Source organism: Aggregatibacter actinomycetemcomitans, assembly GCF_023518055.1.
Taxonomy (GTDB): domain Bacteria; phylum Pseudomonadota; class Gammaproteobacteria; order Enterobacterales; family Pasteurellaceae; genus Aggregatibacter; species Aggregatibacter actinomycetemcomitans.
In genome coordinates this window covers 1,122,703-1,146,149 of the sequence record NZ_CP085096.1, presented here as the reverse complement: position 1 = coordinate 1,146,149, position 23,447 = coordinate 1,122,703, and the positions used below count along the sequence as shown (strand labels likewise).

Genomic DNA, 23,447 nt, shown 5'->3' with positions numbered 1-23,447 from the left:
CCCCGTTCGTCTTCATTCAGGTATGCGGAGCGTTAGAACGCATGGATCCGACCTTGGAAGAATCCGCCCGAATTTCCGGTGCCGGCTTATTTACTATAACCCGCAAAATCACCATTCCGTTGGTGATGCCGAGCATCGTTTCCGGCGCGTTACTGATTATGCTCTATTCTATGGCGCATTTCGGTACGGTGGCGGTATTAGGGATTGAAAACGGTATCTTCAATATTCCGACCTTAATTTACGAACGCATTCACCAAAGTGCGGGTAGTTTTGACGCCATTCGGACAGGGACGGTGTTAGCCACCGTGCTGGTATTCACCGCCGCCTTTATCATCTGGCTGCAAAATAAAGTATTGAACCGCGGACGTTTCCAAATCATCGCCGGTAAAAGTTTCCGCCCGGTGGAAGTGAAGCTCAGAGGCTTGCGTATGCCGTTATTAATTATCTGCCTGCTTTATATCGCTTTCACAATTGTGCTACCGACAGCAACCATTTTCTTAGTGGGTGGTTTAAAAACTTACGGTTTACCGATCACCTGGGAAAATCTTACCATGGAAAATTACAAATTCATCCTGTCTGAATGGCAATTAACCAAAGACGCTATCCGCAATAGCGTATCCTTAGGTTTAGCCGCCGCCGTTATTACCATGTTTGCCGGTGTGATGATTTCTTATGTAATCGTTAAAATGCGGGTCAGAGGCAAAGCTATTCTGGAGTTCTTGGGGATGCTGCCATTCTCCGTACCGGGCTCCGTCATCGCTTTAGGGGTCATTTTGGCATGGAGTGGAAAATTCGGTATCAACCTTTACAACACGGTCTGGATTATCCTTATCGCCTACATCGCCCGTTACATGGCATTCTCTTTGAAAGCAAATTCCGCCGCCTTGGAACAAGTACATGATTCCTTGGTAGAAGCTGCACGCGCTTGCGGAGCCAGTATGTGGCAATCGCTGAAAGACATCGTCATTCCGTTGGTCAGACCGGGGATGATCGCCGCCTTCTTCTTAATTTTCTTACCTGCGCTGCGCGAATTAACGGTTTCCGTGATGTTGTATGGCCCTTCCACCCGCACTATCGGGGTTGCCATTTATACCCTGAATGAAGACGGAGAAACCGTTTATTCCGCCGCACTTGCAGGCATTGCGTTAATCATCATCGTGGTTGGTCAAACCGTCATTAAACGCTATGCCGAAAAGAAAACGCAGAAATAGCCGAATATTAAGGAGAATAAAATGAGTTATATTCAACTAAATAACGTAATGAAAAAATTCAGCGATGTCATAGCCATTCCCGATCTCAATCTTTCTATTGAAAAAGGCGAATGTTTTTCCATGTTGGGGCCCTCCGGTTGCGGTAAAACCACAACATTACGTATGATTGCCGGCTTTGAAGATTTGGACTCCGGCGAAATTAAAGTGGGTGACAAAGTGCTGTCTTCAAAAGCCACCAACTTTTATTTACCGCCGGAAAAACGCCATTTCGGCATGGTGTTCCAAGCCTTTGCCGTCTGGCCACACATGACGGTGTATGACAATGTAGCGTTTCCGCTGACCCTAAAAAAATTATCCAAACAGGAAATTGAAAAACGCACTAACGATGCCTTACGTCACACCAATTTGTTGAATGTGGCGAAAAAAAGCCCTGATGACCTATCAGGCGGCGGTAAACAGCGAGTTGCGCTGGCGCGCGCTTTGGCCCTGAATCCTGATGTGATGTTGCTGGATGAACCTTTATCCAGTCTGGATCCGCATTTAAGGGAAGAAATGCGCTTTGAAATCAAAGCATTGCAACGTAAATTCGGTTTTAGCATTATTTACGTTACACACGATCAATCGGAAGCCATGGCGTTATCCGATCGGATTTTCGGCATAGGTTTTCACTTGTTCATATACTGCCTGTTTGAACGGTCGGGTGTCTCCCGGCTGTCCGTTGAGGTTGTCGGCGCTGGCGTAATAACGAAAACCGGCGGCAGTGGCTAGAATCCATTCCAACGCTTGCGGTTTCACTTCCACTTTTTCAAATAAGCGTTGTTGCTCTTCCGATCGCCCGTCGGGTTCATACCAATAACCAAAATCTTCCAGTTTGCGACGCTCTTTGCCTGCAACCAGCCAATGGGCGATTTCATGTAATCCACTGCTGTAGAATCCGCGGGCAAAATAGATAGCGTTGTAAGGACAATCTTCATTTGCCGGCACGTACAAAGGCTCATCGCCACCCTTGACTAATTTGGTGTTGTATTCCTGTTCAAAACATTGATTAAAAATATGGATTAAATCTTCGATTTTATGTTCCATATCGACTCCCGAAAAACTGACGCCTAAAAATAAACCCGCTTAACAAAGCGGGTTGTAATCATAAAGTCTTTGCAACTAGCTCAAAAAGCCTCTTTTTTAGCTATTAAAAGATTTGGAATCATCATTTTTTTCCACCGCACTTTGTGTTTCCACGCCCTGCGCATCATCTGCCATTTTTGGCTCTTCAGCTTTCGGCTGCTGAGGTTCGGCTTTATCTGTATTCTTTGGTTCTTCCCAACCTGGAGGCGGTGTCACTGGTTGACGATTCATTAACTGCTTGATTTGTTCTTCTTCAATAGTTTCGTATTTCACCAGCGCATCTTTCATCGCGTGTAGAATATCCATATTATCGATTAAAATCTGTCTCGCGCGACCATAATTTCGGTTCACAATAGCACGAACTTCCTCATCGATCACATGTGCGGTTTCATCGGACATGTGTTTGGCTTTCGCCATGGAACGCCCTAAGAATACTTCCCCGTCGTCTTCGGCATAAAGAATTGGACCAAGTTTATCGGAGAAACCCCACTGAGTCACCATATTACGGGCGATGTTGGTTGCCACTTTAATATCATTGGACGCCCCGGTAGAAATATTTTCTTCACCGTAAATCAAATCTTCTGCCAAACGACCTGCGTATAACGTGGAAAGTTTACTTTCCAACTGTTTTTGGCTGATACTGATTTGGTCTCCCTCAGGTAAGAAGAAGGTAACACCTAAAGCGCGTCCGCGCGGAATAATCGTAACTTTATGTACCGGATCATGTTCCGGCACTAAATAACCAACAATAGCATGACCGGCTTCGTGATAAGCGGTGGATTCTTTTTGCTTATCGGTCATGATCATAGTACGACGTTCAGGTCCCATGTTGATTTTATCTTTTGCTTTTTCAAACTCTACCATGGTTACCGTGCGCTTATTAGTGCGTGCAGCAAACAACGCAGCTTCATTAACCAGGTTCGCCAAATCCGCACCGGAATAACCCGGAGTTCCGCGCGCCAAAGTCATGGCATCCACATCCGGCGCAACCGGCACCTTACGCATATGCACTTTGAGGATTTGTTCACGACCTTTTACATCCGGCAAACCGACAACAACCTGACGATCAAAACGTCCGGGACGGGTTAAAGCCGGGTCCAGAACATCCGGGCGGTTCGTTGCGGCAATAACAATAACACCTTCGTTGCCTTCGAAACCGTCCATTTCCACCAACATTTGGTTTAAGGTCTGCTCACGTTCATCGTGACCGCCACCAAGACCTGCACCACGTTGGCGACCAACAGCATCAATTTCATCAATAAAAATTAAGCATGGTGCATTTTTCTTCGCTTTTTCAAACATATCACGAACACGGGAAGCACCAACACCAACGAACATTTCTACAAAGTCTGAACCTGAAATGGTGAAAAACGGCACTTTCGCTTCGCCGGCAATAGCTTTTGCTAATAAGGTTTTACCGGTACCTGGAGGTCCGACCATTAAAATCCCTTTTGGAATTTTACCACCTAAATTTTGGAATTTTTTCGGTTCACGCAAGAAGTCAACGATCTCACCCACTTCTTCTTTTGCTTCATCACAACCCGCCACATCGGCAAATGTTGTTTTGATTTGCTCTTGTGTCATCATGCGTGCACGGCTTTTACCAAAGCTCATCGCTTTGCCGCCACCGCCTTGCATTTGTCGCATGAAGAAAACCCAAACGCCGATTAATAACAGCATCGGGAACCAAGAAATCAGGATTTGGGATAACAAACTTCTTCTTTCCGGCGGCGTGCCTTCAACTTTCACTTTTTTCTTCAACAAATCATTCAAAAGATCTTTGTCTTCCAATGGAATAACTGTTGTATATTTAGTGCCGTCGGTTTTAGTGACTAAAATTTCATTATCTTCAAATTTAGCCTGACGTACCTGATTATTTTCAACATCCGAAATGAATGTCGTATAATCCGTTATCCCTCCGCCGGAAGTGGTATTAAAACTTTGATATGCAGTCATCATGACAATGGCCACAACCACCCAAAGAATTAAATTTTTTACCATATCGTTCAAGGCATTACCTCTTATTTATAAGTTAACAACGTGTTGTAAGGTTACTATATTTATCTCAAAAATTAAAGTTATCAAATCAATTGAGCTTATTGGTAACTTAATTTGATTAGTGTTTATAACCGCTTGCAACAATATAAACTTCCCGAGATCGGTCTCGGGAGGCTTCAGGTTTACGAACTTTGACTACACTAAACAGAGAACGGATCTCTTTTAAGTATTCATCAAAACCTTCACCCTGAAAAACTTTTACTACAAAACTTCCTTTATTAGCGAGAATCTGCTTGCACATATCAAGCGCAAGTTCTACCAAATACATCGCACGCGGAATATCCACTGATGGCATCCCACTGAAATTCGGTGCCATATCTGACATCACCACATCTACTTTGCCTTCACCGACCCGCTCCAATAAAATGTTTAACACATTTTCATCACGGAAATCGCCTTGTAGAAAATCCACGCCTACAATAGGATCCATTTCCAGAAGATCACAGGCAATAATCCGTCCATTGCGCCCAATTTGGCTTACCACATACTGCGACCATCCGCCCGGCGCTGCACCTAAATCAACCACCGTCATACCTGGCTTGAATAAGCGGTCGGTTTGTTGAATTTCATCCAGTTTGAAATAGGCTCGGGAACGCAATTTTTGCTTGTGCGCCTTTTGTACGAAAGGATCTTTAAAATGCTCGTTTAACCAACGGGTTGAACTCGCCGAACGTTTTTTCTTGCCCATAATTTATCTTCATTTTGCAATGTTATTGTATATTAAGGCTGGCATTTCGCTTTTCAAGCCCGAATATCATAAATAAAAAACCCGTCTTCATACATACTGAAGATGGTTTGAAAGAATCACAACCAAAGTGCGGTCTATAAAACAATCGTTTTGTTCTTATACACAAAAATACGATCATGTAACGCAAGATCCAGTGCACGGCTTAATACTGTTTTTTCCACGTCTCGTCCGGCTTTCATCATGGCTTCCACACTATAGGTGTGATCAATATTAATCACATTCTGCATAATAATCGGACCTTGATCTAATTCGTTATTAATAAAATGCGCCGTCGCACCGATAATTTTTACACCGCGCTCATAAGCCTGCTGATAAGGTTTTGCGCCGATAAATGCAGGCAAAAACGAATGGTGAATGTTAATCACCCGATTAGGATAACGCGCTACAAATTTCGGATTTAAGACCCGCATATATTTTGCCAACACAATATAATCCGGTGCCAATTCGTCAATTTTTTCGGCTAACAAATAATCATGTTCTTCACGGGTTAAATTTTGATGGCTGATCCAGAAAAATGGAATATCAAACCGCTCCGCCAAACTGCGTAATGTTTCATGATTACCAATCACCCCTGCAATTTCTACATTCAAACCACCATAATAGTTTTTCATTAAAATATCACCGAGGCAATGGGCTTCTTTAGTAACTAAAATGACAATTCGCTTATATTTTGTGCTAATTAAACGACAATTCGTTCCCGGCGGTAAACTCAGTTCCAAATCGGCTAACAGGGTTTCTTCATTAAAAATACCCTGCAATTCCGTTCTCATAAAAAAATGTTTGGTTTCAAAATCAACAAACTCATTATTGTGCACAATATTCAACTGATGTTTATAGCAAATATTGGTAATTTTAGAAATGAGCCCTTTATCGTCAGGGCAATCGGTCAGTAAGATTTTATTTTGAATCATAATGCGTAACATTAAGATAAAAAGAAAACCCATAAAAATGGGTTTTCTTTTATTGGGTTTTCTTTTATTAAGATAGAAATTGAATTAAATTTTAAAAGAAGATAAAGACTTACCTTTATCTAATTGTGCTTGGATTGCTTTCGGTGTTCTGCCTTGACCTGTCCAAGTTTTCGTTACGCCCTTTTCATCAACATATTGATATTTTGCAGGACGAGTATCTCTTTTCTTACGAACCGCATTAGAACCTAAAATCTCTGCTAATTCGTCTGCAGTGATACCTTCTTGCTTTAATAATTCTTTATATTTGGCAATACGTTCTTGTCGCTCGTTTTCTTCTTGCTGAGCCTTTAAAATATCTTCTTTCTTTTCCGTAACGACTAATTGCAATTTTTCCAAAATACTTTCAAGCTGTTCTAATGCTAAATCACGCGCGACCATACGCAAGCTACGAATATTCGTTAATATTTTTAATACATCGGACATTAAATTTTCTCCTCTAGACACAATTAAATTAATATACACGAAGCTAGGCTATCATAAACAAATTACCCACATAGGTAAATACCATTTTTAATTAAATTAGTTCAACCATTTTATCTAAATTTTATTTAATGATTGGTTTTTCTCATTTTTTATTGTAATCTTTAGCTCATCCTACTTGTGTAGAGGTGCAAACGTTATAAGTATATTTTCCGAGTGGATAACGGTGAAGAAAATGGAAAGGAACGTTTGCCGAAATCAGTTAAAAGTCATTTTAATTGGTTGGTGACGTCTTCGAAAGAACCGTCACTGTCATAGTCTGTAAACAACTATGGAGCGCTACTGTTAGGTTAGGTCCTATTTTGCCTATCCTTTTTTAAATCATTTCTACCCCGATTAAATATTTAAAGTCAGTGGTTCTCCCTTAATATTAGGAAGAACAAATGGAACTCATTGATTATTCGTCATCAGTCTGGTCGGTATTACCACCGTTATTTGCGTTGTTACTCGCCATCATTACCCGCCGCGTATTGCTCTCTTTGAGCGTAGGTATTTTTGTCGGTGCTATTATGCTGACAGATGTGAATCTAACAAGTACCTTAGTTTATTTAAAAAATAACGTATCCTCCCTCTTCGTCAAGGAAGATGGTTTAAATACCAACAATATCAACATTATTCTTTTCTTATTATTACTCGGAATTTTGACCGCCCTTTTAAGTATGTCCGGCAGTAACCGCGCCTTTGCAGAATGGTCACAAAAACAGATTAAAGATCGCCGTGGGGCAAAATTGGTTGCCGCTTCGTTAGTCTTCGTCACCTTCATCGATGACTATTTCCACAGTTTAGCCGTAGGTGCTATTGCCCGCCCGATTACCGATAAATTCAAAGTCTCCCGCGCCAAATTAGCTTATATTCTTGACTCCACCGCTGCACCGATGTGCGTACTCATGCCGGTATCTAGTTGGGGCGCATATATCATTACCTTAGTCGCTGGCTTATTAGCCACTTATTCCATCACAAGCTACTCACCAATCGGTGCATTTATGGCAATGAGTGCTATGAACTATTACGCTATTTTCTCTATTTTAATGGTGTTCTTCGTAGCCTATTTCAGCTTTGACATCGGTCCCATGGCAAGACATGAAAGGCTGGCATTGGAAACAGAAAATACGCAAGGAGAAGCGCTTTCAGGCATAAACGGTCATGTACGCAATTTAGTATTACCAATTATCACCCTTATTATCATAACAATTTCTGCCATGCTATACACTGGTAACCTAGCCTTAACAGCTAGCGGAAAGCCGTTCAGTATACTTGATGCCTTTGAAAATACCACCGTAGGTGTATCTTTAGTCACCGGTGGTGTAAGTGCGGTGATTATTGCGTCCATTTGTATTTTATCCGATCGTCTGGTAAGCCTGCATGAATATGTCAAAGCCTGGGTACTGGGCGTGAAATCCATGCTTGGCGCCATTTTAATTCTGTTTTTTGCCTGGACAATCAATAACGTGGTCAGCGATATAAAAACCGGCACTTATTTAGCCTCCTTGGTATCCTACGCCTTACCGCTTGCGTTCTTACCGGCACTGCTCTTTGTTTTAGCCGCCATTATGGCATTTTCCACCGGCACCAGTTGGGGAACCTTCGGAATTATGCTGCCCATCGCCGCGGCCATCGCTTCCCACGCGATGCATGGTTCCGTGGAATTTATGTTACCATGCTTATCGGCGGTCATGGCAGGCGCCGTATGTGGTGACCACTGTTCACCAGTGTCGGACACTACTATTCTGTCTTCCACCGGTGCAAAATGCGACCACATGGATCATGTCACTTCCCAATTGCCTTATGCTATCACCATCGCCACCGCGAGCATTGCAGGCTATATTGTAGTTGGTTTCACTTATTCCGGTTTACTTGGATTCATCACCACGGGTATTGTCCTCGCCTTGTTGGTGCTTATCTTTAAGAAACGTTAAATCGTGATCCAGCACACAAAATTCAAAAACCAATCCGCACGTAAAACGTGCGGTTTTTAGGCTACTCTATAAGGACCTAGTACTTCACATGCCCTTCAAAGGGCATATGAAAACCAATAGCGTACGGTTTTTATAGCTAGACAACGTCTAGCTATAACAAAAAGCCCCGATGCTCTCACATCAGGGCTCCCTATCAGGCTTGGCGGTGACCTACTCTCACATGGGGATGCCCCACACTACCATCGGCATTACGGCCTTTCACTTCTGAGTTCGGTATGGTTTCAGGTGGTACCACCGCACTATCGCCGCCAATATTCTTTGATGACTATCCTCTCTCCTTTCCGCGCTTTCGCTTTCTTATTCCGCTCTTCGCTTCTCTCGTTCTTTCCCTTCTTACTTCCTTTCCTGCACGCTATACGCGTCCTCTCCAAAAACAAGCCTCAAACCAACTTCCTTCCCTCAACTCCCTCTCCTGAGCTACAATCCTTTTTCTTCTCTTTCTCTTTATCTTTCTCTTTAATTTAATCTAATACCGTTATTCTTATCAATACATCCCCTGCGCTCCTGCCCCCCGCAAAAACACTTGAGCGTTGTATGGCTAAGCCCCTCGGGCAATTAGTACGTGTTAGCTCAACATATCACTACGCTTACACACCACGCCTATCTACGTCATAGTCTTTAACAACCCTTACAGACCTAAAGTCTGGGAGAACTCATCTCTTGGCAAGTTTCGTGCTTAGATGCTTTCAGCACTTATCTCTCCCGCACTTAGCTACCCGGCTATGCGTCTGGCGACACAACCGGAACACCAGCGGTGCGTCCACTCCGGTCCTCTCGTACTAGGAGCAGCCCCAACCAATTCTCCTACGCCCACGGCAGATAGGGACCGAACTGTCTCACGACGTTCTAAACCCAGCTCGCGTACCACTTTAAATGGCGAACAGCCATACCCTTGGGACCTACTTCAGCCCCAGGATGTGATGAGCCGACATCGAGGTGCCAAACACCGCCGTCGATATGAACTCTTGGGCGGTATCAGCCTGTTATCCCCGGAGTACCTTTTATCCGTTGAGCGATGGCCCTTCCATGCAGAACCACCGGATCACTATGACCTACTTTCGTACCTGCCCGACCTGTCCGTCTCGCAGTTAAGCTTGCTTATACCATTGCACTAACCTCACGATGTCCGACCGTGATTAGCAAACCTTCGTGCTCCTCCGTTACGCTTTGGGAGGAGACCGCCCCAGTCAAACTACCCACCAGACACTGTCCGAACACCTGTAATCGATGTCTCGTTAGAACATCAAACGTTAAAGGGTGGTATTTCAACGTCGACTCCATAATGACTGGCGTCACTACTTCATAGTCTCCCACCTATCCTACACATCAAAATTCAATGTTCAGTGTCAAGCTATAGTAAAGGTTCACGGGGTCTTTCCGTCTAGCCGCGGGTACACCGCATCTTCACGGCGATTTCAATTTCACTGAGTCTCGGGTGGAGACAGCCTGGCCATCATTATGCCATTCGTGCAGGTCGGAACTTACCCGACAAGGAATTTCGCTACCTTAGGACCGTTATAGTTACGGCCGCCGTTTACTGGGGCTTCGATCAGGAGCTTCTCTTTCGATTACACCATCAATTAACCTTCCAGCACCGGGCAGGCATCACACCCTATACCTCCACTTTCGTGTTTGCAGAGTGCTGTGTTTTTAGTAAACAGTTGCAGCCAGCTGGTATCTTCGACCGGTTCAACCTTCAGGGGCAAGCCCTTACAATCTACGCCGGCGCACCTTCTCCCGAAGTTACGGTGCTATTTTGCCTAGTTCCTTCACCCGAGTTCTCTCAAGCGCCTGAGTATTCTCTACCTGACCACCTGTGTCGGTTTTCAGTACGGTTTAGTAAAGCCTTTCGCTTAGTGGCTTTTCCTGGAAGTGTGGTATCGGTTACTTCAACTCCGTAGAGTCTCGTCATCATCTCTCAGTGTTAACAGGAGCCCGGATTTGCCTAAGCTCCCCACCTACCAACTTAAACGTACATATCCAACAGTACGCTAACCTAACCTGCTCCGTCCCCACATCGCAGCTTTACCAAGTACGGGAATATTAACCCGTTTCCCATCGACTACGCTTTTCAGCCTCGCCTTAGGGGCCGACTCACCCTGCCCCGATTAACGTTGGACAGGAACCCTTGGTCTTCCGGCGAACGGGTTTTTCACCCGTTTTATCGTTACTTATGTCAGCATTCGCACTTGTGATACGTCCAGCATACTTCTCAATACACCTTCTTCCGCTTACACAACGCTCCCCTACCCAACAGGCGTATCACTAATATTCCTCAATTCCCAACCGCACTTCCCGTCATGACTTCCGTCTCAACGTGTTTGGCGCTTGACCAACTTGCTTCTCTTCGTTTCGCAAGTTGTTAATCGTAAGGCGTATTAGTGATACGCCTGATGCCGCAGCTTCGGTGACTAATTTTAGCCCCGTTATATCTTCCGCGCAGGCCGACTCGACTAGTGAGCTATTACGCTTTCTTTAAATGATGGCTGCTTCTAAGCCAACATCCTAGCTGTCTAAGCCTTCCCACTTCGTTTCCCACTTAATTAGTACTTTGGGACCTTAGCTGGCGGTCTGGGTTGTTTCCCTCTCCACGACGGACGTTAGCACCCGCCGTGTGTCTCCTGAGTATCACTCTTCGGTATTCGTAGTTTGCATCGGGTTGGTAAGCCGGGATGGCCCCCTAGCCGAAACAGTGCTCTACCCCCAAAGGTGTCCGCTCAAGGCTCTACCTAAATAGATTTCGGGGAGAACCAGCTATCTCCCGGTTTGATTGGCCTTTCACCCCCAGCCACAAGTCATCCGCTAATTTTTCAACATTAGTCGGTTCGGTCCTCCAGTTAGTGTTACCCAACCTTCAACCTGCCCATGGCTAGATCACCGGGTTTCGGGTCTATACCTTGCAACTAAGCGCCCAGTTAAGACTCGGTTTCCCTTCGGCTCCCCTATCCGGTTAACCTCGCTACAAAATATAACTCGCTGACCCATTATACAAAAGGTACGCAGTCACCCTTTCGGGCTCCCACTGCTTGTACGTACAAGGTTTCAGGTTCTATTTCACTCCGGTCACCCCGGTTCTTTTCGCCTTTCCTTCACAGTACTGCTTCACTATCGGTCAATCAGGAGTATTTAGCCTTGGAGGATGGGCCCCCCTTCTTCAAACAGGATATCACGTGTCCCGCCCTACTTCTCGTTAGCTTAGTACCACGACCCAGACTTCGAGTACGGGGCTATCACCCTGTCTCGCTGTGCTTCCCAGCACATTCCTCTGTCTCTGTCGCTATCACTAACAGGCTCTTTCGCTTTCGCTCGCCGCTACTCACAAAATCTCGGTTGATTTCTTTTCCTCGGGGTACTTAGATGTTTCAGTTCTCCCGGTTCGCCTCATTACCCTATGGATTCAGGTAATGATAGTGGGTTCTTCACCCACTGGGTTTCCCCATTCGGATATCTCGGATTAAACGCCTCTTATCGACTCATCCGAGCTTTTCGCAGATTAGCACGTCCTTCTTCGCCTCTGATTGCCAAGGCATCCACCTTGTACGCTTTGTCTCTTAACCATACAACCTCAAGTATTCTTGCCCTCTCATAGGATATTAGTATATTCACCATAAGTGGCATACCCGCGCTGCGATTAATAACAGTTTTAAATTAAAGTCGAGTAATCGCCTTTTCTCAATCACTCGCTCAGACTTCCTTGAAAGTCTCGTTTTCAGCTTGTTTCCGGATTTTTAAAGAACAGATAAGACGGATAATCATCTTTAAATGGCGTCCCCACGGGGATTCGAACCCCGGTTACCGCCGTGAAAGAGCGATGTCCTAGGCCTCTAGACGATGGGGACAACATGTAAAGATACTATCTTTCCTTCACTTTTTCCTTTGTTCTTCCATTGCCTACAATCATCAAACAAACTGTGTGAACACTTAAAGTCGTTCGTATGTAAGGAGGTGATCCAACCGCAGGTTCCCCTACGGTTACCTTGTTACGACTTCACCCCAGTCATGAATCATACCGTGGTAAACGCCACCCTCTCGGTTCAGCTATCCACTTCTGGTACAACCCACTCCCATGGTGTGACGGGCGGTGTGTACAAGGCCCGGGAACGTATTCACCGCAACATTCTGATTCGCGATTACTAGCGATTCCGACTTCATGGAGTCGAGTTGCAGACTCCAATCCGAACTTAGACGCACTTTCTGAGATTCACTCCCCATCGCTGGTTGGTTACCCTCTGTATACGCCATTGTAGCACGTGTGTAGCCCTACTCGTAAGGGCCATGATGACTTGACGTCATCCCCACCTTCCTCCGGTTTATCACCGGCAGTCTCCTTTGAGTTCCCGACCACGTCGCTGGCAACAAAGGATAAGGGTTGCGCTCGTTGCGGGACTTAACCCAACATTTCACAACACGAGCTGACGACAGCCATGCAGCACCTGTCTCAAAGCTCCCTAAGGCACAAACCCATCTCTGAGTTCTTCTTCGGATGTCAAGAGTAGGTAAGGTTCTTCGCGTTGCATCGAATTAAACCACATGCTCCACCGCTTGTGCGGGCCCCCGTCAATTCATTTGAGTTTTAACCTTGCGGCCGTACTCCCCAGGCGGTCGATTTATCACGTTAGCTTCGGGCACCAGGGCTAAACCCCAATCCCCAAATCGACACCGTTTACAGCGTGGACTACCAGGGTATCTAATCCTGTTTGCTCCCCACGCTTTCGCACATCAGCGTCAGTACATCCCCAAGGGGCTGCCTTCGCCTTCGGTATTCCTCCACATCTCTACGCATTTCACCGCTACACGTGGAATTCTACCCCTCCCTAAAGTACTCCAGACCCCCAGTATGAAATGCAATTCCCAGGTTAAGCCCGGGGATTTCACACCTCACTTAAAGGTCCGCCTACGTGCCCTTTACGCCCAGTTATTCCGATTAACGCTCGCACCCCCCGTATTACCGCGGCTGCTGGCACGGAGTTAGCCGGTGCTTCTTCTGTATTTAACGTCAATTTGGCATGCTATTAACACACCAACCTTCCTCAATACCGAAAGAACTTTACAACCCGAAGGCCTTCTTCATTCACGCGGCATGGCTGCGTCAGGGTTGCCCCCATTGCGCAATATTCCCCACTGCTGCCTCCCGTAGGAGTCCGGGCCGTGTCTCAGTCCCGGTGTGGCTGGCCATCCTCTCAGACCAGCTAGCGATCGTCGGCTTGGTAGGCCTTTACCCCACCAACTACCTAATCACACTTGGGCTCATCTCATGGCATGCGGCCATAAAGTCCCGCACTTTCGTCTCCCGACTCTACGCGGTATTAGCGACAGTTTCCCGTCGTTATCCCCCTCCATAAGACAGATTCCCAAGCATTACTCACCCGTCCGCCACTCGTCAGCAAGAAAGCAAGCTTTCTCCTGCTACCGTCCGACTTGCATGTGTTAAGCCTGCCGCCAGCGTTCAATCTGAGCCATGATCAAACTCTTCAATTCAAAAAGCTTAATCCCTCAATAGCTGACTTAATTAATCTATTATAAATAATATAAATAAACGAATCTTCCGGCACCTATTAAGTTCAATCTTAAAATCATTTAAAACGAATCTATAAGTGCCCACACAGTTTGTATGATTGATTGTTAAAGAACAAAAAACGACGCGCTGTCTATAAAACCCTACAACGGCGCGTCGTTGTGCCCGCGTATTATAGGCTTTTATCCTTACCTTGCAAGTACTTTTTTACAAAAAATTTAAAAATCTTTTTGATTGCTTATTTTTTGTCAAATTTCTCTCAAAACCTCACTATCGACATCTAATAAACGCAGCGTTTCAAATCCTAAAGACTGAATTAAATTTGGTAAACCGTCTTCCGGTGAGATCATTTTTGTGCAAAACACTTGATTATTTGTTTGATTTTTTGACCGCACTTTTACGTCACTAAGCAAGGATTCCACCCGTTTCGCAACGGCAGCACCCGAATCAATAAAATAGATGACTTGCGGCAAACATTGTTGAATCTCTGATTTTATCAGAGGGAAGTGCGTACATCCCAGCACCACACAATCTAAATCACTCATTGTAACCCACGTTAGCACTTCAGATTTAATTTCATTTAAATCAATAGGATAACCATGAAATTTACGTTCAGCCAATTCTACCAACTTCGTACTGCCAATTTTTTCCACACGGCAATCAGCGGCATATTTATCAATCAAATCAGATAAATATTTTCGGTTTACCGTTCCCTTGGTGGCTAGTAACCCGATATGTTTCGTGGTTGTTTGCGCTGCTGCCGGTTTAATCGCGGGCACGGTGCCTACAATCGGAATTGAAAAATGTTCGCGCAATGAGGGCAACACAACGGTGCTTGCCGTATTACAGGCGATGACAATAAGATCCAACGGATACATTTGATCTATGCGTTGGCAGATTTTTAACGTACGTTCGATGATCTTTTCTTCAGGCTTCTCGGAATAAGGAAAGTAAGCGTTATCAAAGCAATACAAATAGTGATAGTCAGGCAAAAGTTGCTTAACCTCATGATAAACACTAAAGCCGCCGACGCCGGAATCAAAAAAAAGAATTGTGGGTTTTGTTTGAATGTCCATAATCAGTTTGATGGAAAAATTTGCGTCATTTTATTCGCTTATAAAGCGGTTCTCAAGGAAAAGCTCGCTGATTAACATCGGTATGTTTTGGACCCAAAACAAGGAACGACGGGCATATAATCCGCTTTGAGGATCTTGCGCCCATTGGATTAACCGCCTTTGTGGTGTTTGCTGAAATAGCCATTCGCCGATAGGTTTTTTGCCTAACATTGACAGTTCTTGGTGATAGACAAATAGCGTCTGGGGAATGAGCGTTCGAGCCTCGATCCAAGGTTTGCCGTCACCAAGCAATAAAACTTCACGGCACCAATAGGCTCCCGCCGGCAAAAGTGCAGTCTCATTTTCAAATGTTTTTTCTATCCATTTTTCTGACCGCACTTTCACGTCAAATCGTGCACAAGTCTGTTTTAATTTAACGGTCAGCGATTGTTTATCAAACAACCAGCAGTGAACTGAACGCGGCAGTTGCTTCGCCTGTGGCGCATCTTCCGCCAACCAATGCAGCTGGGCAAAAATAGAATCAGGCATTGCTATAAATCTCACGATTATTTAGCCAGCGGCGAATCAACAAGTCCGCCGTTTGCGGATATTTCTGTACTAGTTGTTTTGCATAAAACTGCACTGTCGGCAGCATTTTGCGATCGCGCATGAGGTTCGCCACTTTAAATTCGGTAATTCCTGTTTGTTTCGTGCCAAGCACTTCCCCCGGACCACGAATTTCCAGATCTTTTTCCGAAATCACGAAACCATCCTGCGTGTCGCGCATGACTTGTAAGCGTTTTTGCGAAATTTTACCGAGCGGCGGTTTGTAAATTAACACACAAAACGAAGCTGTACTGCCACGCCCGACCCGCCCACGTAACTGGTGAAGCTGGGACAAGCCAAGGCGCTCAGCGTTTTCAATAATCATCAAACTGGCATTCGGCACATCCACGCCCACTTCAATCACGGTCGTAGCGACCAGTAAATCTAATTCGGCAAGCTTAAACTGCGCCATTACCGCTTGTTTTTCATTCGGTTTCATTCGCCCGTGTACCAAGCCGATGCGTAAGTGCGGTAGAATTTTACGGAGATCTTCCGCCACCGCTTCCGCCGCCTGCGCCTCCAACATTTCCGATTCATCAATCAGAGTGCAAACCCAATAAGCCTGCCGTTTTTCCTGCGTACACGCCACATTCACCCGTTCGATAATCTCTGCACGACGATCTTCGGAAATTGCAATGGTGGTAATCGGCGTGCGCCCCGGTGGCAATTCGTCGATAATCGAAGTATCCAAATCCGCATACACCGTCATGGCAAGCGTACGTGGAATCGGTGTGGCGGTCATGATTAACTGATGAGGATACACGCCTGCCTGATTACCTTTTTCCCGCAGCATGAGTCGTTGGTGCACGCCGAAACGGTGCTGTTCGTCAACAATCACCAAGCTCAAACGATGAAATTCCACCTCTTCCTGGAATAACGCGTGCGTTCCCACCACCATTTGTACCGCACCGCTTTTTATTTTCTCTAGCTCGGCAACCCGTTGTTTGTCTTTGACTTTTCCTGCCAGCCAGCCCACTTGAATGCCAAGCGGTTCAAACCAACGGCGGAAGTTCACGGCGTGCTGTTCCGCTAAGATTTCCGTCGGCGCCATCAATGCCACCTGTTTACCGTTATCAATGGCGAGCAGTGCCGCTAACGCCGCCACTAAGGTTTTACCGGAGCCGACATCCCCCTGCACCAGACGCATCATCGGGTAAGGTTGCGCCACATCCCGTTCAATATCTTCCGTCACACGCAACTGTGCATTTGTCGGCTGAAACGGCAACTGCGCTAAAAAACGTGCTTTTAAATCTGATTGATACGACAAAGGCTCGGCAAAATTCGCTTGAATTCCTGACCGCACTTTTTGCATCGCCAGGTTATATGCCAGCAACTCTTCAAAAATCAGTCGTTGCTGGGCGGGATGTCTACCTTCTTCCAAGGTCGTTAATGACACATCGGGTGGCGGGTTATGTAAGAACTGAATGGCGAATTTTAAATCAAAAGGATGCGGATTACATTCCGCCGGTAACAATTCGGCTATGGGCGTTTTATCCAACACCAACAAGGCTTGCGCAATTAATTTTCGCAAAGCGGTTTGTTTCAACCCTTCCGTAGCAGGGTAAATGGGCGTGAGGGTTTCTGCCAGAACCAGCGGTTTATTGTCATGAATAATCTGATATTCAGGATGATGAATTTCCGCCATGAAACGCCCGCGACGCACCTCACCAAAGGCTTTCACCCGAGCACCTGGCTGCAAGCTGTTTTTCATACCGGCGTTAAAATTAAAAAAGCGCAACGCCAATTTGGCGGTACCGTCGGAAAGATAGACCATCAACATCGGACGACGCCCGAATTGCACTTCGCTACTTTGCACGACGCCTTCAATAGTGGCGTACTGCTCTGCCTGCAAATCGGCAATGGGTGTGATGCGGGTGCGATCTTCATAACGGAGGGGAAGGTGAAATAACAGATCTTGCAGATTGAAGATCCCCAATTTACCTAACTTTTCCGCCACAGCGGCACCAACACCGGAAATTGCCGTTAACGGAATCGCATCTAATAATTGGGTGCTCATCTATTGATTAATATTGCGTTCAATGCTGATTAGTTCAGGCATTGATTTGATTTTGCGAATGATGTGGGCAAGGTGTTTTTTGTCTTTGACCGTTAACAGCACGATGATTTGATACAAACGCCCTTCCTGTTCTTCCGTCCAAATGCTTTGAATGTTGCTGTCCATGGCGGAAATGGTTGACATCAAGTGCGGTAACGTGCCTTGCTGATTAATCATTTCGATACGCAATTCCGCTTCAAATTCAATTTGCGTATCGCTTTTTTCCCAATCAACGGACATATAATTTTTCGTATTATCTTCGCGATCTTTCAAGTTTGAGCAGGATTCATGGTGGATCACCAATCCTTTACCCGGGCTGGCATAAGCGATAATCGGATCGCCCGGTACAGGATGGCAACATTGCGCAAAGGTAGTCAACAAACCGCCGTTACCGCTGATTTCCAACGGACCGGTGTGGTTGTCAGGGTTGCCGTCCGTATCAATTTCAATGGATTCGCCCAGCAAACGATGCGCAATGACGGTGCTCATTTGGTTGCCTAAACCGATTTCCATAAATAAATCATTTAAACTTGCTAATTTCAGATCCGCTAAGACATTTTGGGTATATTCAATATTGAGTTCTTCTAATTTTAACGGACTCAAAGCGTGCGCTAATTGGCGCTTACCGGATTCAATGGCTTCATCACGACGCAAATCTTTTAAAGCGTGACGAATACTGGAACGAGCTTTGGCGGTCACCACAAAATTAAGCCAAGCCACATTAGGTTTGGCATTCGGCGAGGTTAAAATATCAATGGTCTGCCCGGATTCCAAGGCTTGCGATAACGGATAAGGTTTACGATCCACATTGGCGGCGACACAATTTCTGCCCACATCTGTGTGCACGGCATAGGCAAAATCCACCGGCGTTGCGCCTTTCGGTAGCTCTACAATGCGCCCTTTCGGTGTAAACACATAAATTTCTTTCGGGAAAAATTCCGATTTTACGCTTTCGATAAATTCAAAAGAATTACCCGCACTTTGTTGTAATTCAATTAAACTTTGTAGCCAACGTTGCGCTTTAATTTGTGCCGGCGTGCTGTCGTTACGACCGCCCTGTTTATACGCCCAATGCGCCGCGACCCCCATTTCCGCCATTTGATCCATTTCTTCGGTACGAATTTGCACTTCCACCGGCACGCCGTGCGGACCAATCATCGACGTATGTAAGGACTGATAGCCATTGGCTTTCGGCACGGCAATATAATCTTTTACCCGACCCGGGCGCGGTTTATAAAGGCTGTGCATTTGTCCAAGCACACGATAGCAGGTATCCACGTTGTTCACCACGGTGCGGAACGCGTAAATATCCATAATGGAATGAAACTGCTGATCTTTTAAGCGCATTTTTTGGTAGATGGCATACAAATGCTTTTCACGCCCGAATACCCGCGCTTGAATACCCACATCCTGCAAACGCCCTTTGATTTCGTCGGAAATTCGTTCAATCATGTCTTTGCGATTACCGCGCGCAATCTGTACGACTTTTTGCAAAACCGCATAACGTTGCGGATACATGGCTTCAAAACCAAGATTTTCCAGTTCGTTTTTGATGTGCTCAATCCCCAAGCGATGCGCCAACGGTGCATAAATTTCCAGGGTTTCTTTGGCGATACGACGGCGTTTATCGGGACGTAATGCGCTGAGGGTGCGCATGTTGTGGGTTCGGTCGGCAAGTTTGATGAGAACCACACGAATATCCCTGGTCATGGCAAGGATCATTTTACGGAAATTTGCCACTTCCGCTTCTTGACGGGTTCTGAATTTGAGTTTGTCGAGTTTTGAAACGCCTTCTACGATTTCCGCGACACTGGCGCCGAATTCGGCTTTCAGTTGTTCTTCCGTGTAAGGCGTGTCTTCAATGACATCATGTAATAAGGCGGCCATGACCGCTTCGTGATCCAGTCGCATTTCGGCGATGATCGAAGCGACGGCAACCGGATGGGTGATGTAAGGTTCGCCGCTGGAGCGTGATTGTCCTTCGTGTGCATCGCGGGCAATCACAAATGCACGTTTGACTAATTCAATTTGTTCAGGCGGCAAATATGCCTGAATAATGTGATGTAAACCTTCGAATAAATACAAAGCACACCCAACCGACTAAAAAACGTTGTAAATTCCAACCGCACTTTATTCGGATAACAAAGAAACGGCGTTCACTTCCACTCTTTCCTGCACCAAATGTTCATGACGATCTTGCGCATCCAAAATTTCGTTATTAATTAAACCTTTTTCAATTTCACGCAGTGCGATAACGGTCGGTTTATCATTATCTTCCGGCACCAAAGGTTCACGCGTATGCAACTGTAATTGTCTTGCGCGACGGGCAGCGGTTAAAATTAAATCGAAACGGTTACCAATTTTTTCTACTGCGTCTTGTACGGTTACGCGAGCCATAAATTACTCCAATTTGCTAAATCTGTTTTTTGAATTCAATAAAGGGTCAGTATGGTACTAGAATGCAGCTGATTTTTCCAGTAGTTGTTCAATCAGGCCTTGATTTTCTTGCTGCTGATGCGCCAATGTCAATCGCTCAGCACGCAGAATTGCCTGCAAATCCACAAGCGCCTGTTCAAAATTATCGTTGACGATCACATAATCATATTCATTGTAATGAGAAATTTCGCTCATCGCTTTCGCCATTCTGTCGGCAATCACGTCCGCACTGTCCTGACCGCGTCCGATTAAGCGTCTTTCCAATTCATCCAACGACGGCGGTAAAACAAAAATACTCTTAACATTCGGCACTTTTTTGCGAATTTGTTGTGCGCCCTGCCAATCAATATCCAAAAAAACATCAATGCCTTTAGCTAAATTTTCTTCAATAGCGAATAAAGACGTGCCGTAATAATTGCCGCCAAAGACTTTCGCGTATTCCAAAAAGGCATTTTGTTCGATTAAGGTTTCAAATTCCCCTTGAGAAACAAAATAATAATGCACGCCTTCTTGTTCGCCCGGGCGCGACTGTCTGGTGGTGTGGGAAACGGATACCATCATTTTATGGTTATTATTTTGTTTTAACAATGCGGCGATTAATGAAGATTTACCTGCACCGCTGGGTGCCGAAATGATATACAAATTGCCTTGTAACATAATGCTTCTCTTGTGATTAATTTTGCCTATTATGCCCCTAAACCGATAAAAAATCAGCAAAAGTGCGGTCATTTTTTACAGAGTTTTTTCTTCTCCTGCCAAGGAAATTTTCTCTTCATCCGATCAGAGACGCATTCTCAAATTAAAGAAAGCGTGTTATAATCTCCCGCAAAATTGGTAGGCAGGGTCATAGCCAACCTAAACCTTTTCGTTTAACTTAAAAATAATAAGGTGAAATCTTATGGCAATTAAAATTGGTATCAATGGTTTCGGTCGTATCGGCCGTATCGTATTCCGTGCAGCTCAACTTCGTGATGACATTGAAGTAGTAGGTATCAACGACTTAATCGACGTTGAATACATGGCGTATATGTTGAAATACGATTCAACTCACGGTCGGTTCGACGGCACAGTTGAAGTGAAAGACGGCAACTTAGTCGTAAACGGTAAAGCGATTCGCGTAACGGCTGAACGTGATCCGGAAAACTTAAACTGGGGTGCAATCGGTGTTGATGTTGCAGTTGAAGCAACCGGTTTATTCTTAACTGACGAAACTGCCCGTAAACACATCACTGCCGGCGCGAAAAAAGTGGTTTTAACCGGTCCTTCCAAAGACAGCACACCAATGTTCGTACGCGGTGTAAACTTTGATGCTTATAAAGGTCAAGACATTGTTTCCAATGCTTCTTGCACAACTAACTGCTTAGCGCCATTAGCAAAAGTTATCAACGACAAATTCGGTATCAAAGACGGTTTAATGACAACCGTTCACGCTACAACCGCAACACAAAAAACCGTTGACGGTCCATCTGCAAAAGACTGGCGTGGTGGTCGTGGCGCTTCCCAAAACATCATCCCATCTTCAACCGGTGCGGCTAAAGCCGTAGGTAAAGTTATTCCTGCATTAAACGGTAAATTAACCGGTATGGCGTTCCGTGTTCCCACTACAAACGTGTCCGTTGTTGACTTAACCGTTAACCTTGAAAAACCTGCAACTTACGCAGAAATCTGTGCGGAATTAAAACGCGCTTCCGAAAATGAAATGAAAGGTGTTTTAGGCTACACTGAAGATGCCGTAGTTTCTACCGACTTCAACGGTTGTTCCTTAACTTCCGTATTTGACGCGGCAGCAGGTATTGCATTAACCGATACTTTCGTAAAACTGGTATCTTGGTATGACAACGAAGCCGGTTATTCTCACAAAGTATTAGACTTAGTTGCACACGTTTACAACTACAAGGGCTAATTCTGAGAAATCCGAACATGAAAATAGCTCCCGTTTGGGAGCTATTTTTTATCCGTAAAACCTAAAAAGTGCGGTGCTTTTTCAATGTGTTTTTTAAAACGCCAAGACCAACACGCCCGAAAGAATCAATCCTGCCCCAATCAATAATTTCATACTCACCGGCTCGCCCAAGATAGTCACACCTAACACAATGGCAATAACCACGCTGAGTTTATCAATAGGTGCGACCCAAGATGCCGGCGCAAGTTGTAAAGCGCGATAGTAACAAAGCCAGGAAAATCCCGTCGCCACCCCGGATAACACAAGGAAAATAACCGGCTTGGTCGCAATATGTTGAGGCAATTGCCATTCATTACGCATCGAAATAATCGCCACAATCACAAATAAAATCACTACTGTACGAATAAATGTCGCTAAATTACTATTCAAGCCTTCCACACCTAATTTGCCTAAAATTGCCGTTAATCCGGCAAAAAATGCGGAACCGATCGCAAACCAGACCCAATTCATTTTAATCTCCTCATGTTTCTGCAATATTTCCTTTATAATATACCAACTTTTTCATCCACAACCTTAATCTGTATGGCTATTGTTAATCAATCGACGCTCGTTGCATACAACGCGCAACAAATGTATCGGCTTTTAAATGATTATGAGCGTTATCCCGAGTTTTTGCCAGGCTGTGTCGGCAACCGCACGTTAAATAAAAGTGCGGTGCAATTAACCGGTGAATCGGAAATCAGCAAGGCGGGCATTCGACAAAAGTTTACCACCTGTAATACAATGAAAGAAAATCAATCAATTAGAATGCAATTCGTTGACGGTCCGTTTAAATTTCTGCAAGGTGAAAAGTTTACCGATCCGGATAAAAAAAGCTGTCAGACTCGACTTTATTTAGCATCTGAATTTTCAAATCCACCGGTTGGATTTGCCTTCGGTCAGATCTTTACCCATTTAACCAATAAAATGATTGATGCATTGAAACAGCGAGCAAAACAAATTTATGGTTAATAAAATCAATATTCAAATTGCCTATGCGTTTCCTGATCATCATTATCTGAAATCGTTTAGTGTAGGTGAAGGCACTATGGTGCAAACCGCCATTTTACAGTCCGGCATTTTACAACAATTTACCGACATTGATTTACGCGAAAATAAAATCGGCATTTTCAGCCGTCCCGTGAAATTAACGGATCAGCTGAAAGACGGCGATCGCATTGAAATTTATCGCCCGCTGTTGGCGGATCCGAAAGAAATTCGACGCAAACGTGCGGAAGAACAAGCAAAGAAAAAATAATAACACTTATTCA

15 protein-coding genes, 1 tRNA gene, 3 rRNA genes, 3 pseudogenes and 1 riboswitch are annotated in these 23,447 nt (G+C 45.0%); of the genes and pseudogenes, 6 read left to right on the top strand and 16 right to left on the bottom strand.

Going from position 1 to position 23,447, the window contains the following annotated elements; translation table 11 throughout:
- Positions 1-2: 2 nt before the first annotated feature.
- A pseudogene (locus LIN98_RS05870) lies at positions 3-1,211 on the top strand (ABC transporter permease); the annotation flags it as partial.
- A gap of 21 nt (positions 1,212-1,232) precedes the next feature.
- Positions 1,233-1,862: pseudogene (locus LIN98_RS05865) on the top strand (ABC transporter ATP-binding protein); the annotation flags it as partial.
- On the opposite strand, the pseudogene LIN98_RS05860 reads toward LIN98_RS05865, so the two are convergent.
- The 5 genes and pseudogenes from LIN98_RS05860 to LIN98_RS05840 all read right to left on the bottom strand — a co-directional run.
- A pseudogene (locus LIN98_RS05860) lies at positions 1,863-2,294 on the bottom strand (elongation factor P hydroxylase); the annotation flags it as partial.
- 96 nt (positions 2,295-2,390) lie between these two features.
- Positions 2,391-4,334: an ATP-dependent zinc metalloprotease FtsH gene (ftsH, locus tag LIN98_RS05855; RefSeq protein ID WP_025298421.1), complete on the bottom strand. Its 1,944-nt coding sequence runs from the start codon at positions 4,332-4,334 to the stop codon at positions 2,391-2,393.
- A 115-nt stretch (positions 4,335-4,449) separates the two neighbouring features.
- Positions 4,450-5,079: a 23S rRNA (uridine(2552)-2'-O)-methyltransferase RlmE gene (gene rlmE / locus LIN98_RS05850; RefSeq protein WP_005568080.1), complete on the bottom strand. Its 630-nt coding sequence runs from the start codon at positions 5,077-5,079 to the stop codon at positions 4,450-4,452.
- Positions 5,080-5,213: 134 nt separating this feature from the next.
- On the bottom strand, positions 5,214-6,050 hold the full coding sequence (gene purU / locus LIN98_RS05845) for a formyltetrahydrofolate deformylase (RefSeq protein WP_026161179.1): 837 nt from the start codon (positions 6,048-6,050) through the stop codon (positions 5,214-5,216).
- 84 nt (positions 6,051-6,134) lie between these two features.
- Positions 6,135-6,533 carry an H-NS family histone-like protein gene (locus tag LIN98_RS05840; RefSeq protein WP_041915497.1) on the bottom strand — a complete coding sequence of 133 codons (399 nt, stop codon included), beginning with the start codon at positions 6,531-6,533 and terminating at the stop codon, positions 6,135-6,137.
- Between the two features lie 172 nt (positions 6,534-6,705).
- A riboswitch (Lysine riboswitch) is annotated at positions 6,706-6,880 on the top strand.
- Between the two features lie 93 nt (positions 6,881-6,973).
- On the opposite strand from LIN98_RS05840, the gene LIN98_RS05835 reads away from it, so the two are divergent.
- Positions 6,974-8,506 (top strand): Na+/H+ antiporter NhaC family protein, encoded by a 1,533-nt coding sequence (locus tag LIN98_RS05835; RefSeq protein ID WP_148326209.1) that lies wholly within the window; start codon positions 6,974-6,976, stop codon positions 8,504-8,506.
- Positions 8,507-8,703: 197 nt separating this feature from the next.
- On the opposite strand, the gene rrf is transcribed toward LIN98_RS05835, so the two are convergent.
- The 10 genes from rrf to gmk all read right to left on the bottom strand — a co-directional run bounded on the left by rrf (position 8,704) and on the right by gmk (position 20,891).
- A 5S ribosomal RNA gene (gene rrf, locus LIN98_RS05830) occupies positions 8,704-8,819 on the bottom strand.
- Between the two features lie 281 nt (positions 8,820-9,100).
- Positions 9,101-12,123, bottom strand: a 23S ribosomal RNA gene (locus tag LIN98_RS05825).
- A 206-nt stretch (positions 12,124-12,329) separates the two neighbouring features.
- Positions 12,330-12,405: transfer RNA gene (locus tag LIN98_RS05820), tRNA-Glu, on the bottom strand.
- A 99-nt stretch (positions 12,406-12,504) separates the two neighbouring features.
- A 16S ribosomal RNA gene (locus LIN98_RS05815) occupies positions 12,505-14,044 on the bottom strand.
- The 16S, 23S and 5S rRNA genes sit together here with 1 tRNA gene alongside, the layout of an rRNA operon.
- Before the next feature lie 285 nt (positions 14,045-14,329).
- Entirely contained in the window at positions 14,330-15,157 is an 828-nt protein-coding gene (murI, locus tag LIN98_RS05810) for a glutamate racemase (RefSeq protein ID WP_005548345.1), read from the bottom strand.
- Positions 15,158-15,187: 30 nt separating this feature from the next.
- Positions 15,188-15,685 carry a chorismate--pyruvate lyase family protein gene (locus LIN98_RS05805; protein ID WP_249856082.1) on the bottom strand — a complete coding sequence of 166 codons (498 nt, stop codon included), beginning with the start codon at positions 15,683-15,685 and terminating at the stop codon, positions 15,188-15,190.
- Entirely contained in the window at positions 15,678-17,759 is a 2,082-nt protein-coding gene (gene recG / locus LIN98_RS05800; protein ID WP_249856081.1) for an ATP-dependent DNA helicase RecG, read from the bottom strand. The genes LIN98_RS05805 and recG overlap by 8 nt, the downstream gene beginning before the upstream one ends.
- Positions 17,760-19,883 (bottom strand): bifunctional GTP diphosphokinase/guanosine-3',5'-bis pyrophosphate 3'-pyrophosphohydrolase, encoded by a 2,124-nt coding sequence (spoT, locus tag LIN98_RS05795; RefSeq protein WP_005590232.1) that lies wholly within the window; start codon positions 19,881-19,883, stop codon positions 17,760-17,762. It abuts the gene before it with no gap.
- Positions 19,884-19,928: 45 nt separating this feature from the next.
- The gene (rpoZ, locus tag LIN98_RS05790) at positions 19,929-20,195 is read right to left on the bottom strand and encodes a DNA-directed RNA polymerase subunit omega (protein ID WP_005538631.1); all 267 of its coding nucleotides are present in this window, start codon (positions 20,193-20,195) and stop codon (positions 19,929-19,931) included.
- Positions 20,196-20,252: 57 nt separating this feature from the next.
- The gene (gene gmk, locus LIN98_RS05785; RefSeq protein ID WP_005548354.1) at positions 20,253-20,891 is read right to left on the bottom strand and encodes a guanylate kinase; all 639 of its coding nucleotides are present in this window, start codon (positions 20,889-20,891) and stop codon (positions 20,253-20,255) included.
- 241 nt (positions 20,892-21,132) lie between these two features.
- Between gmk and gap the strand changes: the two genes are divergently transcribed.
- Positions 21,133-22,137: a type I glyceraldehyde-3-phosphate dehydrogenase gene (gap, locus tag LIN98_RS05780; RefSeq protein WP_014167827.1), complete on the top strand. Its 1,005-nt coding sequence runs from the start codon at positions 21,133-21,135 to the stop codon at positions 22,135-22,137.
- Between the two features lie 93 nt (positions 22,138-22,230).
- Here the strand turns inward: gap and LIN98_RS05775 are convergent, their stop codons facing one another.
- Complete coding sequence (locus LIN98_RS05775; RefSeq protein ID WP_005541059.1) at positions 22,231-22,647, bottom strand: EamA family transporter; 417 nt, start codon at positions 22,645-22,647, stop codon at positions 22,231-22,233.
- 72 nt (positions 22,648-22,719) lie between these two features.
- Here LIN98_RS05775 and LIN98_RS05770 point away from each other — a divergent pair, with 72 nt between their 5' ends.
- On the top strand, positions 22,720-23,148 hold the full coding sequence (locus LIN98_RS05770) for a type II toxin-antitoxin system RatA family toxin (protein ID WP_005548358.1): 429 nt from the start codon (positions 22,720-22,722) through the stop codon (positions 23,146-23,148).
- Positions 23,141-23,434, top strand: a complete 294-nt coding sequence (locus LIN98_RS05765) for an RnfH family protein (RefSeq protein WP_005568472.1) — start codon at positions 23,141-23,143, stop codon at positions 23,432-23,434. Before LIN98_RS05770 ends, LIN98_RS05765 begins: the two co-directional genes overlap by 8 nt.
- The last annotated feature ends 13 nt before the right edge of the window (positions 23,435-23,447 follow it).

What these genes read in the sequence shown, in the direction of transcription:
- rlmE (WP_005568080.1), bottom strand. Translation starts at nt 5,079, where the DNA reads ATGGGCAAGAAAAAACGTTCGGCGAGTTCAACCCGTTGGTTAAACGAG.
- recG (WP_249856081.1), bottom strand. Translation starts at nt 17,759, where the DNA reads ATGAGCACCCAATTATTAGATGCGATTCCGTTAACGGCAATTTCCGGT.
- LIN98_RS05840 (WP_041915497.1), bottom strand. Translation starts at nt 6,533, where the DNA reads ATGTCCGATGTATTAAAAATATTAACGAATATTCGTAGCTTGCGTATG.
- murI (WP_005548345.1), bottom strand. Translation starts at nt 15,157, where the DNA reads ATGGACATTCAAACAAAACCCACAATTCTTTTTTTTGATTCCGGCGTC.
- LIN98_RS05765 (WP_005568472.1), top strand. Translation starts at nt 23,141, where the DNA reads ATGGTTAATAAAATCAATATTCAAATTGCCTATGCGTTTCCTGATCAT.
- gmk (WP_005548354.1), bottom strand. Translation starts at nt 20,891, where the DNA reads ATGTTACAAGGCAATTTGTATATCATTTCGGCACCCAGCGGTGCAGGT.
- LIN98_RS05835 (WP_148326209.1), top strand. Translation starts at nt 6,974, where the DNA reads ATGGAACTCATTGATTATTCGTCATCAGTCTGGTCGGTATTACCACCG.
- LIN98_RS05770 (WP_005548358.1), top strand. Translation starts at nt 22,720, where the DNA reads ATGGCTATTGTTAATCAATCGACGCTCGTTGCATACAACGCGCAACAA.
- rpoZ (WP_005538631.1), bottom strand. Translation starts at nt 20,195, where the DNA reads ATGGCTCGCGTAACCGTACAAGACGCAGTAGAAAAAATTGGTAACCGT.
- LIN98_RS05805 (WP_249856082.1), bottom strand. Translation starts at nt 15,685, where the DNA reads ATGCCTGATTCTATTTTTGCCCAGCTGCATTGGTTGGCGGAAGATGCG.
- LIN98_RS05775 (WP_005541059.1), bottom strand. Translation starts at nt 22,647, where the DNA reads ATGAATTGGGTCTGGTTTGCGATCGGTTCCGCATTTTTTGCCGGATTA.
- purU (WP_026161179.1), bottom strand. Translation starts at nt 6,050, where the DNA reads ATGATTCAAAATAAAATCTTACTGACCGATTGCCCTGACGATAAAGGG.
- gap (WP_014167827.1), top strand. Translation starts at nt 21,133, where the DNA reads ATGGCAATTAAAATTGGTATCAATGGTTTCGGTCGTATCGGCCGTATC.
- ftsH (WP_025298421.1), bottom strand. Translation starts at nt 4,334, where the DNA reads ATGGTAAAAAATTTAATTCTTTGGGTGGTTGTGGCCATTGTCATGATG.